The sequence below is a fragment of the Micromonospora sp. ATLC16 genome (assembly GCF_057196645.1).
The window spans coordinates 1-12,276 of the sequence record NZ_JBXUOW010000102.1; the positions used below are offsets into that span (position 1 = coordinate 1).

A 12,276-nucleotide genomic window follows, 5' to 3' on the forward strand; every position below is an offset into this window, starting at 1 on the left:
TGCGCGGAGTCGCGCAGTGACCTGTAGGGGCGTGGTCAGCTGGTCGGTCATACCACCAGCCTCGGACCGGGGGGGGGGGGGGGGGGGCCGCCCGCCCCCCCCCCCCCCCCCCACCGGTGTTCAGCGCGGCAGGCGCATCGCCATCGTCGGGGCCTCGGACATCACCGAGTCCGGGTTGTACGGCGCTCCCGCCGGGAACTCGTTCGGACGGCCGACCTGCACCCCCGGGTACAGCTCCACCATGTCACCGGCGCCGAGCACCCGGGACTGCTGCGGAGCCAGCGGGATCCGGTCCGCCTCCGTGAGGGAACCGCCCGGCCGTACGCCGGAGCCGTTGGTGCTGACGTCGGTCGCGACGACGTCGTCGCCGCGCAACTCCAACCGCAGGTGGTTGCGGCTGATCCAACGCCGCGCCTCGTCGTTGAGCCACTGGCCGAGCATGATGCCGCCGGAGCCCTCCGGCGCCCGGCCGAGCACGACCGGCTGTTCCTCGGTGAGTACGAAGCGACGACGGATCAGGCCACCGACCCGGATCGCGAGGACCTCGCTGCGGGGCCGAGGCCCGGCGTCACGCAGCCGCGAACCGTGTCGGGGGCAGGTGGGTACGCCGTTGCGCAGCGACGGTGGCGGCTGCCCGGTCGGTGCGCGGTCGATCCGGGCCAGGTCGGCGAAGGCTCCCCCGCCGCCGGCACCACCGAACAGGGTGCAGCCGGACTCCGGGCAGCGCCACTCGCGGGAGAGCAGCTTGGCACCGGCCGGTGCGGGCGGACCGGCGACCGGTGTGTGCCCGCCGCCGACGTGGGCGATGAAGACCGGACCGCCGGCGCCCGGCACCGGGGCGAGGACCCGGCCCGGCTGCTCCACCAGCCAGGGGAACCGTCCCCGCAGGCCGTCGAAGCGGACCCGGCTGAGCACCGGCAGGCCGAGCAGATCGGCCACTTCCAGCATCCGGTCACCCGGGTTGTCGAGCACCTCCACCAGGCCGTCATCGGCCCACCTACGCACCACCATCCGCTCGTTGGAGGTGAGGTCGGCGTCGGAAAGCATCCCCCGGTGCACCACCGCGTAGACCGGGACGCTGTCCTCTTCAAGGCTGCGTGCCAGCGCGTCGATGACCATGCCCAGGCGCAGTGAACTGGCTGGCCGCCCGCCGTCGAGATCCTGGTAGCGAATGATTTCGGCCAGGTCGAGCACCGCGCGGGCCAGCTGTGGGTCGGTGCAGACCCGCCCCTCGATGGCATCCAGCACCTTGCTGATCTCGAACCTCATCGCGCACCTTCCACGATCTCGTCGATCCGGCGGGCCAGCCGGATGTCACGCATGGTGACCCCGTCGACCGAATGGGTCACGCAGCGGAGGGTCACCGTGCGCCACCGAATGTCGATGTCGGGGTGGTGGTCCAGTTCCTCTGCCGCGACGGCGACCCGGTCGACCACTGCGATAGCGTCCGGGAAGCTGGCCAGCTCCACGGTTCGGGTGATCCCGGTGGGGTCTCCCGACCAGCCGGCCAGCCCACCCAGCTCGTCTCGCACCGCCTCGGCGGTGAGCACCTCTGCCATGGCCAGACCCTACCGGTGCCGGCCGGCGCCACCGCCACCAGCGGCGACGGTCTCCGGGCCCGGCTGGGGTCAGGAGCGGTGGATGGTGATGTCACCGTACGAGGTGCGTCCGCATACCTCGACCGTCTTGTCGCCTTCCTCGGGCCGGCTGGCGTCCGCCAGCAGGTTACGTACCTGCCCGTAGAACGTGTTCACCTCGAGCCAGGCGGCGGTGCCCTCGGCGACGCCGATGTCCAGGTCGCCCGCGGCGGTGCCGAGCACGACCGAACCGCGCACCACCTCGCCGAGGCGAATACTTCCGTTGGAGGTCTTCACGTCGACGCCGGCACCGGCCCGCCCGATGCCGATGGCACCATTGGCGCTGCGTACCCGCACGTCGCCGACGACCGCGTCTCCGTTTCCCGCTGCCGCGGGGCACGGGACGCTGCTCGCGGTCGGGCTCCTTGCGGGCGGCGGCTGCCGACCGGACCAGCCAGGCGTTGACCGAGCGCCCCTCCTTGGCAGCAGCCTCCTCGATTGCGCTCTTGAGCTGCTCGGGCATGCGTACGTTGATCCGCACTGCCGGGCCGTCCTCGGCGAACAGCAGATCGTTGTCCGCCGCACCACCGACCGTCGTCGAGACGTCCTCCGTACCCCCGATCGGCTCGGTGGCGGGCAGGGTCACGACGAAGTTCGGATTGCGTCCGCGCAGGCGCAGTTCGACGGAACCGGGAGCCAGATCCCGGGTGACCTCGTCGGCGGCGGCCGACAGCGCGTCCAGCAGGGTCATCCGGATCGCCCATTTCGAGCGAGCCGGTCAGTCGCTAGACCAGCGCACGGGTGTCCGCACCGCCGCTTTCGGCGAGGGCGGCGAACTCCCGTCCGAGGTTGCTCACATCGAGGGCGACAACATCAGGGATGTTGTCGCCTTCGATGCTGCCTGACACAGCAACATCCCCGATGTTGTCGCCCTCGGCGTGGTCCGTGGCGGTGCCGGCGATGTTGGGGCGACGCTGGTTCCGTCAGCCTGCCCGAGGGTGGTCGTGGGCCGGCCGTCAGCTCATGCGGCCGACGGCGGATCGCAGTCGGAGCAGGTCCCGACGGCGGCGCTCATAGGTGGTCGCCAAGCCGATCAGCGCCGACCCGGCGGCGGCCAGAAAGGCCCACCGGGGCAACAGGTCCCAGCTGCTCACCAGCTCGTACAGGGCCAGCAGGGTCAGCGTGCCCGCGCCGAGCAGCACCGGCGCCTGCCAGCGGCGGACCGCACCGAGCAGCGTCGCGGCGAGCGCGACGGCGCCGAGCAGCAGTCGCCGCCAAGGGTCCGGGTCGGCGCCGAACAGCACGACGGTCAGGCCGGGCAGCAGCACGGCGGCCAGGCCCGGGCCGAGCGCAAGCCAACTGTTCAACCCGGGCCGGGTACGCAGTCCCACCGCACCAGCGCCCAGGGCCACCGTCGCCAGCGGCACCGTGTACGCCTCCAGCACGCTTACTCCGCCGGCCGCCAACAGCAGCCAGACGGCGAGCAGTTCACTGCCTCCGCCGATGCCGGCGAAGACCCAGCGCCGCTCGATCGACTCCTGCCGACGCAACAGCCGGACGCCCACCGCGACGCCCCAGAGCACACAGATCGTCGCGGCATGCCGGAGCGCACCCAGGGTGAGCAGCAGTGCGAGCAGCGCCACCGCCTGTGCGGCGGCATCAAGCACCCGCCCCACCAGCGCCTCCGGCAGACTCCACCGGCTCGACGGCAGCGTCGCGGCGACCGCGAGGCTGACCACGGCGACGCCGAGCACCGCGAACGCCGCCACGCGAGGCGGCTGCCCGCCGGCCAGCGGGGCGGTCAAGGCGAACCCGGTCGCCGCCGCCACCGCGGCCAGCCAGCCGAGCACGCGTACCGCGAGGTGACGCCCGCCCACCCCGACAACCGTCGCCGCCGCCACCAACAGGCCCAACCCGCCGAGGGTGCCGGCCCGGGTCGCCTGGAGATTGAGCAGCCCGGCCACCGCCAGCACCAGCCCCACCGGCACAGCCACCCCGACGAACGGTCCGCCCGGGTGCCACAGCGCAACGGTCAGCAACAGAGCCACCCCGCCCAGCAGAGCTGCCGTCGGCACCACCGGCCAGGGCACGGCGGCGGCGACCAGCAGCACCGGGCCGGCGGCGGCCAGGAAGGGCAGCACCACCCCGGCGACCCGCCAGCCCCCGGCGTCCCCAGCGCCGGCGCGGCCGGCGTTGTCCCCCGCAGCCGTGGACCCCGCAGGGGCGCTGCGGTTGGCCGGCCAGGCGAACAGGGCCGCCGCCAGTGCCAGCAGCGCCAGTGCCAGACCGGTCGGTAGCGCGTCCGGTGACGGGCGGATTCCCGGAACACCGGACCACGCGGCGGGTGGCGGCCCGTACGGCGTCAGCAAAGCGGTCACCACCACCGGTACCGCCGCGAGCACCGCCACCGCGGCCAGGCCCAGCCCGGCCACCGGCAGCAGCCCCACCGGGCGGGCTCGGAACCCGGCGAGCGCGACAAGCGACGCCGCCACCGACGCGTACACCGCCACCCGCTCGGCACCCGGCACGACCAGGGGCGACAGCCCGGTCAGCACCCCCACGACGGCGAGCCCGCTAGCGGCGTACCCGGCCAGTTCGGGCCAGGATCGACGCAGCGCGAGCAGCGCCACCGCCGGCAGCGCGACGGCGGCCAGCGCGCCTCGGGCCTGCCACCACGGCGGGACGCCGACGCCGATCAGCGCGATCGCCGCCCCCGCCGGCACCACGAGCACCGCGGCAGCCAGCCCGCAACCGGCCACCGTCCGCCGCAGCCGGTCGCCGCCTCGGCCGCCCACCGCCACCCCGAGGCCGACGGCCAGGACGACCACGCAGGCGGCAAAGGCACCGATCGGGTCGGCCAGCCCGACCAGCAGTCCGTGCCCGAGCAGTGCCGCACCGGCCAAGGCTGAGGTCAGCACCGTCACGGTGGGCAGCGTCGAACGGACCACCGCCGCGACCAGCAGCACCGCCCCGGTCGCGAGGTCGATCGCGACCACCGCCGGCCACGGCGCGGCCCAGGCCACCGGCAGGGCGAAGGCGGTCGCGGCGAGACCGGCCGACAGCACCGCCGGCCGCGCCGCCCGGGGTAGCAGCACTGCCACCGCCACCGAGGTCAGCGCCGCGGCCACCGGCAGTTGCCAACCCCAGGCGACCAACGGACCCGTCGTGGCTCCTCGCCACGGCGGCAACGACCGCCCCACGGCGGCACCGGCCAGCAGCAGTCCCGCCAGCGCCACCAGCAGCCCGCCGCCGCCGGCCACCAGCAACGCCCCCGCGCGTGGACCGGCCCCCCAGCCGGACGGGAGCAGCCGTAGCGCGCCGGCCAGCCCGGCCGCGACCAGCGCTGCCACCAGCAGCCACACCGAGGCGCGCAACTCCACCACCGGGCGGAGAATGACACCCGCCAGCACCGGCACCAGCACGCCGGCCGCCAGCATCCGTGCCGGCCCGCCACCGGCCAGCGACGCCGCGCCGAAGGCGGTGAGTGCCACCAGCAGCATCGGCCCGCCGGCCAGCAGCGGTACGCCGGCCGCCCGACCGACCAGCAGGGGCACCAGTGCGCAGCCCGCGGCGAGCAACAGCCAACCGGCGAACCAGGCCCAGGCCAGGAACGTTCCGGCCAGCCGTACCGCCGGGGTCGTCGCGGCCCCCTCGTCCGCGACGACACCGGCCCGCCGCCGCAGCGCCACCACCACCGCCAGGTCGAGCAGCGCCACCCCGACGAAGACCACCGCCCACCCGGCCGGTTCCGGACGGACCTCGGCGGCCAGCAGCGGCGACAGCGGCTGAACGACCAGTAGCGCGGCGAACCACGGCACGGCCAGGCGACTCAACCGGGCGTAACCGACCGTCACCGCCGTGCTGATCGCCGCTACCAGGGCGGCGTACCGGCTGCCCGGCCAGCCGGTCACCCCGAACAGGTCGACCGACCAGGCGGCGTACCCGTCGAGCAGCACCAGCAGCAGCCCGACGGCGGCGAGGGTCTCGGCGGTGCCGCGCAGCCCCCGCCGACGTGCGATCAGCGGCACCGCCAGCAGCAGCGCGGTGAACGCCAGCAGGATCGCTGCCCGACCAGCCACGCCGACCGACGCCCAGGCCACCACGGTGAAGACCGTCGCCGCCGTGCCGAGCAGCAGGCCACCCAGAACGAAGAGCAGGCCCTGCACGGTCCGCGTCGACGTCTCCGCGCCACCCGGGCGCACCGGGACGGAAGCGGGCCGATCACCGGTCGGCGCCGGGGGCCCACCGACGGCCGGTACGGCGCTGTGGCCCGGCGGCGCGGCGGGCACCGGGAACTCGGCCCGGACCGCGGCGGCCAGTTCGTCCCGCCGTCGCCGCACCGTGTCCAGCCGCCCGACCAGCCCCTCGTACGCCTGACGGGTCCGCTGCACCTCACCGCCCAGCACGGCGATCTCCCGGTCGAGCCGGATCACCTCGGCGGCGGCCGGATGCGGCGGTCGGCCGCAGCCGGTGCAGCCGGAGTTCAGATTCGCCGAGCTTCCGCAGGCCGGGCAGGGGTAGGCGGTGTCCACGCCGTCATCCTCGACGGCCGGGCACCGCCGTTACCAGAGTGCGCGTACTCAGGAGCGGGTGTGCTCGAAGACCCAGGCGGCGTACCCCGGATCGCCGCAGTCCACCCGGGTGACCAGAATCTCCGGCACCTCGTAGGGATGGCCGGCCCGCAACTGCTCGACCAACGCGTCGACCCGGTCCGGTGCGGTCTTGAACTGCACCGACCACTCGGTGCTGGTCTCCACCCCCGACCGCCACCAGTACGTGCTGTCCACCTGGCCGCCCACCTGCGCGCAGGCCGCCAACCGCCCGGCCACCGCGGCGGCGGCCAGCAGATCGGCGACCGACCGCGCGTCGACCACCGTCGTCACCACGCTGATCTGCTCCACAGGCGCACCCTACGTCGCGTCGTCGCGGTTGGTCGCGATCCACTCGTCTATCCGACTCCACCATTCGTAGAGCCAGTCGATGCGCTCCTGCCGGCCGGTCGGCACCTCCTCTGGCGGCACCGACCAGAACCGCATCACCAGCCGCTTGTCCATCGGCAGTTCCCGCCACACGTCGGTGACGGTGAGCATCCGGTCCAGACCGGTGTGGGCCACGAAGATCACCCCGGCGTCGGGTGCCGCGTCCAGCGCCGCCAACAGTCCGCCCGGTTGTGGGGCGAGCACGTGTCGCATCGCCTCCGCCTTCGACGCCATCCGCTCATGCCCCCGGTCCCGTAACCGCGCGATGGCCCGCAGCCGGCGTTTCGGGGTGAAGTTGCTGCCCTCGGGGAAGATCACGAAGGCGTCGTCGTCGTCCAGGCCGGTGGCGAGGTACCCGATCTGTTCGGTCAGCGAGCCCCGGCCGTCGCGACCCGGCGCGATGAACCGGCTCGGCAGCCGGTTGAGCAGCACGTCGATGGCCGGATCCCACTGGAGGGTGTCCTTCAGAACGATCCGTGGCTCGCGCCGGAACCAGTTCACCAACGCGTGGATCAGGATGAACGAGTCTCCCGGACCGGCGTGCCGGCACAGCACCAGTTCCGGCCGGCCCGGCAGCGCGGTGTCCGGGTCGGTGCCGACCACGTCGATGCGTAGCCGCAGCATCCACCGGGCCTGCCAGAAGAACACCCGCAGGAACCAGCCGGCCAGCACGTAGTGGGCCCGCTGGAAGGCCGGTGCGCGCACCCGCCAGCCGAACCCGGAGCCGACCCAGAGGCCGAAGAGGCTGAGCAGCGCTGCCGCGTCCCAGACCAGATAGAAGCAGCCGAGCCAGAGCAGTCGCAACGGACGCAGGTGCCCGGGGACGAACGGGGACACGGCGAGGGCGAGCAGAGCCCACAGCGGCACCGTGGTCACCAGCAGGATCGCCAGCAGCACCACACCGGGCGCCAGCAGCAGTCGGCGCAGCCAACGCGGCGGTAACGGCATCAGCGTTCCAGGTTGGCCAGATAGTGCCGGGAGGCCGAGTACGCCCGGCTGATCCGCCGGCCCACCGCCGCCATGTCCCGGTACGCCCACGGAGTGTCGTCGCGCGGTTCCAGCCCGCCGGTCGGCAGGACGTGCACCTCCACCCCGTCGGGCAGGGCGGCCATCTCCCGGGCGAACCGGTGCCGGCGGGCGATCTCGAACGCGACCTGGGCGATCTCCCAGGGCCGCCGGGGCGGTGCCAGCGCCCGCTCGATCCGGCCCACCTGAAGTACGAAGATCCGGCCGGCGCCGGCCGCGACCGCCTCGCCGATCGGGATGGAGTTGACGATCCCACCGTCCACATAGTGCTGGTCGCCGATGCGGGCCGGCGGCAGCAGCCCCGGCACCGAGGCGGAGGCGAGGACCGCCGGCACCACCGGCCCGCTGACGAACCAGTGCTCGGCGGCCCGCTCGATGTTCGCCGCACAGCAGCGGAACGGAATCTTCAGATCGGCGAAGGTGGTCTGAGCGCCGAGTTCGTTCTCCAGCAGCTTCCGCAACGGCCGGGGCGAGTGCAGATGAGTACGGGCGGCGAAGCGCCGTAGCTGCCGGGCGAACGAGTCGCCGTACACCTCGCTGGCCTCCGGGGAGGCCCAGAGCCGAACCAGCCGATCGGTCACCGCCTCGGACGGGTCGGCGGCCACCAGGGCACCGTTGACCGCGCCGATGGAGGTGCCGAGCACCAGATCGGGCCGGATGCCGGCCCGGAACAGGGCGCGCAACATGCCCACCTCGACCGCGCCCAGGACGCCCCCGCCGCCGAGCACGAAAGCCACCGGTCCCCGCGCCATGCCGTTCATCCTGGCACGGCCGGCTCCGACGGTCCCGTACGCCCCTACGCCGGGGAAACACCGCCGCGGCGACGCCCCGACGGTCATCTGGACCCATCCCATGTCCATCGAAGCCCGTTGACAGGGGGGCAACATTCGCGCAACCTGATACCGCTCCCACATATGAGGGCAGGTGCAATCTGTGAAGCCAGCGCTGCAGCCCGGCCGGTTGCTGGCCACCAGATACCGGCTGATCGACCAGATCGGCTCCGGCGGCATGTCGGTGATCTGGCGGACCCACGACGAGGTACTCGACCGGGTGGTCGCACTGAAGGTGCTCGCCCCGTCGCTTGCCGCCGACGCCAGGTTCCGCGACATGGTCCGCGAAGAGGCCCGCGCGGCCGCACAGCTGGTCCACCCGAACGTCACCTCGGTGCACGACTACGGCGAGACGGTGTCACCGGACGGCGCCATCACCTCGTTCGTGGTGATGGAACTGCTCGCCGGTGAGGAGCTGGAGTTCCGGCTCACCGAGGGTCCACTGCCGTGGCCGCAGGCGGTGGAGATCGGCGCCCAGGTCGCCGACGCGCTGGCCGCCGCCCACCGGCTCGGCATCGTGCACCGGGACATCACCACTGCCAACGTGATGATGACCCAGGTCGGCGCGAAGGTGCTCGATTTCGGCATCGCCACCCGGATCGGCGCCCCCGACGACGACGAGGACGGCGCCACCTTCGGCACCCCCGCGTACGTGGCGCCGGAACGGCTCGACGGTGCTCCGGCCCAACCGGCGACCGACGTCTACTCGCTCGGGGTGCTGCTGCACGAGACCCTGACCGGCCGGGTCCCGTACCCGGCGGACACCTGGGACGAGCTCAGCGTCGCGCTCACCGAGCACCCACCACCGTCGCTGGCCGGGGTGCCGGGGCTGCCGGCCACGGTGGCCGAGATCTGCCTGCGTTGCCTGTCGCGGGATCCCGCCGACCGTCCCACCGCCCGGCAGGTGGCCACCGTGCTGCGGGACCAGATACTGCCCGCCAATCCGCAGGCCAACACGATGCTCGCGCCCACCGTCACGCTACCCGCGATGGGACGGACCCACGCCGACCCGGTCCCGGCCTGGGTTCCACCGACCGCCGGCCCCACCGCCTTGCAACCCGCCCGCAACGAGGCCGTCTCAGGCGCGCTGGCGGTCACCTCGGTCGCCTCCGGTGCCGTCGTCGACACCGCCGCCGGACATCCGGACCGGCTCACCGCGCAGACCGGCACCGGCATGCTCGACGGAGCCGGGTCGTCTCCGGTCTCCGGGGCCGACCCGCGGCGGCTGCGGCGGCCACTGCTCGTCACGGCGGCCGCGGTCACGCTGATCGCTGCGGCGCTGGCGGTGCCGGCGCTGCTGCCTGACGACGCCGGACCGCCCACAGTGCTACCCACGACCGGACCGACGCCGACGTCCGAGCCGGCCCCGCCGGACGACACCGCCAGCGTGCCGCCGAGTCCCGCACCGCCGAGCACCTCGGCCACACCGGCCGCGACGACCGGCGCACTGAACCCGCCCGCGAGTGGCGACAGCCTCGTCGAGGCCGCCAACCGCCTGGACGAGGTGATCGGTGCCGGTCTCGCCGACGGTGGCATCCGCGACGACGTCGGCCTCGACCTGCGCAACGAGCTGCGTAACCTCACCCGGGCGGTGACCGACGGCGAGGGCGAGCTGGGGCCGGGCGTCGCCCGACTCCGGGATAAGGTCTCCGTCCGACTGCGCGAGAACGGGTTGAGCCCGGCGTACGCACAGCAGTTGGACGCGGCGATCACCGCGCTCGGTGCGGCACAGGTCTGACAGCGACCGGTCAGACCGGGGTGGTCCGGACCGGCTCACGTACCGCGACACGCGGGGCCGCGGCGGCGAGGAAGCGGCGGTAGGCCTCCTCGTAGCCGATGGCCATCCGCTCCGTGGAGAAGGTGCGGGCCACATGTGCCACGCAGTCCTTCGGGTCGAGGTCGGCGGCCTGGCGCAGCGCCGCCGGCAACTCGTCCGGCCGTTGACAGATCAGCCCGCTCACCCCGGGACGGACCAGTTCCGGCACCGCTCCCCGGTTCAGCGCCACCACGGGTGTCCCGGTGGCCATCGCCTCCAGCATCACGATGCCGAACGGTTCCTCCCACTGGATCGGCATGACCAGGCAGCGCGCCTCGACCAACAGCCGCAGCACGGCCTTCCGGTCGGCGTCGAGCACCACCGTGAGGTCCGGCCCGAGCATCGGCCGGATCACCTCGTCGTAGTAGCGCCGCTCGGCGTGCTCGTTGCACTTTCCGGCCAACACCAGCGGCAGACCCGCCGCCCGGCAGGCGCGGATGGCCAGATCCGGCCCCTTGTCGGGGCTGAACCGGGCGAGCCACAACACCGGTCCCTGACTGGGGGCGTCCTTGCGCGGAAAGTCGTCGAGGCTCATCGCGTTGTGCACGGTGCCGACCCAGGGCAGGTGCGGATTCAGTCCCCGCTGGGTGTGTGAGATCGCCACCAGGCCCACCCCCCGGTCGGTGTTACTGAGCACCGTGCCGTACTCGCCCACCGGGTTGCCGTGCACGGTTGCCACCGTGGGTACCTCCCGCCGGCCGGCCACCAGCGGGCCGATCGTGCTGTGGTCGTGCACGATGTCGAAGTCGGCCGCACTGAGCAGATGGTTGACTCGGGCCAGGTGGGCCAGTTCGGGCAACGCCTCCCCGAGGCGGTCGAACTGCAACTCGTCGAGGGTGGCGAGGAAATCGGCGGCGGTGCCGTGCGCGGCACCGGCACCCATCAGCGTCACCGCGTGCCCCCGGGCGACCAGGGCGTCGACCAGACCGGCCACCACATGTTCCAGTCCGCCGTAGCCGGGCGGCGGTACCGACAGCCAGGGCGGCACGACCATGGCGATCCGCAATCGCTGCTCACGCGCAAGGTTGTCGGCCACGTGCCCTCCCCGTCGCTGTCCGGAGGCGTCGGCCCCGATCGGCTGGCGTGCTGGGATCGAGCGTCTTCCCGGTCCCAGCACGGACAAACCGGGCGCCGGGTCGCCGATTCAACCACCCACCAGCAGCTGGTCCCGTACCATGCACACGCCCTCGGCCGACCACGCGATCCGCTCCGCCTGATCCCGCTCCCACCAGGACCGCACCACCCCGCTCAGGGTCACCGTGTCGTCGCGAACCTGGACGGTCACCCGTTCCGTGCCGATCCCCCGCAGCAGGGCTCGTTGCACGTCGGTGCGGGCCCGGTCGCTGTCGGCCGGGGCGGCGGGCTGCACCCCGACCAGGTTGGTGACACCGCGTACGCCCCGCAGCCGGCGCAGCTCCCGCTCGGCGGTACGCCGCTGCCAACCGAACTCGACAGCACCACGCAGCATCAGCCAACCGTCGGCGACGGTGAGGTCCAGCCGCTCGGCCGGCACGAAACTGTTCCACTCCAGCGCCCGGCTGGCCGCGATCGCCAGGTCGCCGTCGGTGATGTCGACCGGGCCGGTGGGGCGTACCTCGATGTCGTCGGCGACCGCCAGCACCCCGCGTACCCGTTGTGCCCCACGCACCGCCGCCCACCTGCGGGCGGCGCTGTCCACGCCGCCGGTGAGCGAAACCACCCCGTCGCGCACGCTCACCCCGATGTCGGTCGAGTGCACCTGCGCGTCCCAGGCGAGTTCGTCGAGCACGTCGCGCTGGATCCGGTCGTCGCTGCGGGTCACCGTCGTCGCGGTCATGGCACCCCCATCCGCCTCAGGTCTTGTCCCCCCGAGGCTGCCGGCCGGCGGGGTGAGCCCGGTTCACCCGGTCGGGGTGAACCGGGCCTGAGACGGAGGAAGGGCGGCGGGGGGGGGGGGGGGCCCCCCGGGGGGCGCACACCCGTCCCAGCTCACCACGGCGGCGGCTGCGGGGCCGGCGTGTCCAGCGCGGCGGTAAGCGCGCAGATCGCGACCAGACGCAGCGTCACCC

Annotated in this window: 11 protein-coding genes and 1 pseudogene; 1 reads left to right on the plus strand and 11 read right to left on the minus strand. The window is 73.5% G+C overall.

Annotation, left to right across the window (positions count from 1 at the left end):
- Positions 1 to 120: 120 nt before the first annotated feature.
- The 9 genes and pseudogenes from AC2CHE_RS25195 to AC2CHE_RS25235 form a co-directional block, all read right to left on the minus strand.
- Entirely contained in the window at positions 121 to 1,269 is a 1,149-nt protein-coding gene (locus AC2CHE_RS25195; RefSeq protein ID WP_484507332.1) for an FHA domain-containing protein, read from the minus strand.
- A complete protein-coding gene (locus tag AC2CHE_RS25200) occupies positions 1,266 to 1,559 on the minus strand; it encodes a 4a-hydroxytetrahydrobiopterin dehydratase (protein ID WP_484507333.1) in 294 nt (97 codons plus the stop codon). Before AC2CHE_RS25200 ends, AC2CHE_RS25195 begins: the two co-directional genes overlap by 4 nt.
- A gap of 69 nt (positions 1,560 to 1,628) precedes the next feature.
- Entirely contained in the window at positions 1,629 to 1,934 is a 306-nt protein-coding gene (locus tag AC2CHE_RS25205; RefSeq protein ID WP_484507341.1) for a DUF4097 family beta strand repeat-containing protein, read from the minus strand.
- A 124-nt stretch (positions 1,935 to 2,058) separates the two neighbouring features.
- Positions 2,059 to 2,328 (minus strand): annotated as a pseudogene (locus AC2CHE_RS25210) (hypothetical protein); the annotation flags it as partial.
- Between the two features lie 34 nt (positions 2,329 to 2,362).
- Positions 2,363 to 2,485: a hypothetical protein gene (locus tag AC2CHE_RS25215; RefSeq protein WP_484507334.1), complete on the minus strand. Its 123-nt coding sequence runs from the start codon at positions 2,483 to 2,485 to the stop codon at positions 2,363 to 2,365.
- Positions 2,486 to 2,593: 108 nt separating this feature from the next.
- The gene (locus tag AC2CHE_RS25220) at positions 2,594 to 6,109 is read right to left on the minus strand and encodes an SCO7613 C-terminal domain-containing membrane protein (protein WP_484507335.1); all 3,516 of its coding nucleotides are present in this window, start codon (positions 6,107 to 6,109) and stop codon (positions 2,594 to 2,596) included.
- Between the two features lie 48 nt (positions 6,110 to 6,157).
- Positions 6,158 to 6,478 carry a divalent-cation tolerance protein CutA gene (gene cutA / locus AC2CHE_RS25225; protein WP_281564551.1) on the minus strand — a complete coding sequence of 107 codons (321 nt, stop codon included), beginning with the start codon at positions 6,476 to 6,478 and terminating at the stop codon, positions 6,158 to 6,160.
- A gap of 9 nt (positions 6,479 to 6,487) precedes the next feature.
- Positions 6,488 to 7,504 (minus strand): 1-acyl-sn-glycerol-3-phosphate acyltransferase, encoded by a 1,017-nt coding sequence (locus AC2CHE_RS25230; protein ID WP_484507336.1) that lies wholly within the window; start codon positions 7,502 to 7,504, stop codon positions 6,488 to 6,490.
- On the minus strand, positions 7,504 to 8,334 hold the full coding sequence (locus AC2CHE_RS25235; RefSeq protein ID WP_484507337.1) for a patatin-like phospholipase family protein: 831 nt from the start codon (positions 8,332 to 8,334) through the stop codon (positions 7,504 to 7,506). Before AC2CHE_RS25235 ends, AC2CHE_RS25230 begins: the two co-directional genes overlap by 1 nt.
- A 181-nt stretch (positions 8,335 to 8,515) precedes the next feature.
- Here AC2CHE_RS25235 and AC2CHE_RS25240 point away from each other — a divergent pair, with 181 nt between their 5' ends.
- Complete coding sequence (locus AC2CHE_RS25240) at positions 8,516 to 10,150, plus strand: serine/threonine-protein kinase (protein WP_484507338.1); 1,635 nt, start codon at positions 8,516 to 8,518, stop codon at positions 10,148 to 10,150.
- Positions 10,151 to 10,160: 10 nt separating this feature from the next.
- On the opposite strand, the gene AC2CHE_RS25245 is transcribed toward AC2CHE_RS25240, so the two are convergent.
- Positions 10,161 to 11,222 (minus strand): glycosyltransferase family 4 protein, encoded by a 1,062-nt coding sequence (locus AC2CHE_RS25245; protein ID WP_484507340.1) that lies wholly within the window; start codon positions 11,220 to 11,222, stop codon positions 10,161 to 10,163.
- A gap of 150 nt (positions 11,223 to 11,372) precedes the next feature.
- On the minus strand, positions 11,373 to 12,044 hold the full coding sequence (locus AC2CHE_RS25250; RefSeq protein ID WP_484507339.1) for a BON domain-containing protein: 672 nt from the start codon (positions 12,042 to 12,044) through the stop codon (positions 11,373 to 11,375).
- Positions 12,045 to 12,276: the final 232 nt, after the last annotated feature.

Bases quoted from the DNA above. Each gene is read 5' to 3' on its own strand.
- AC2CHE_RS25195 (WP_484507332.1), bottom strand. From the start codon at position 1,269: ATGAGGTTCGAGATCAGCAAGGTGCTGGATGCCATCGAGGGGCGGGTC.
- AC2CHE_RS25200 (WP_484507333.1), bottom strand. From the start codon at position 1,559: ATGGCAGAGGTGCTCACCGCCGAGGCGGTGCGAGACGAGCTGGGTGGG.
- AC2CHE_RS25230 (WP_484507336.1), bottom strand. From the start codon at position 7,504: ATGCCGTTACCGCCGCGTTGGCTGCGCCGACTGCTGCTGGCGCCCGGT.
- AC2CHE_RS25235 (WP_484507337.1), bottom strand. From the start codon at position 8,334: ATGGCGCGGGGACCGGTGGCTTTCGTGCTCGGCGGCGGGGGCGTCCTG.
- AC2CHE_RS25245 (WP_484507340.1), bottom strand. From the start codon at position 11,222: ATGGTCGTGCCGCCCTGGCTGTCGGTACCGCCGCCCGGCTACGGCGGA.
- AC2CHE_RS25250 (WP_484507339.1), bottom strand. From the start codon at position 12,044: ATGACCGCGACGACGGTGACCCGCAGCGACGACCGGATCCAGCGCGAC.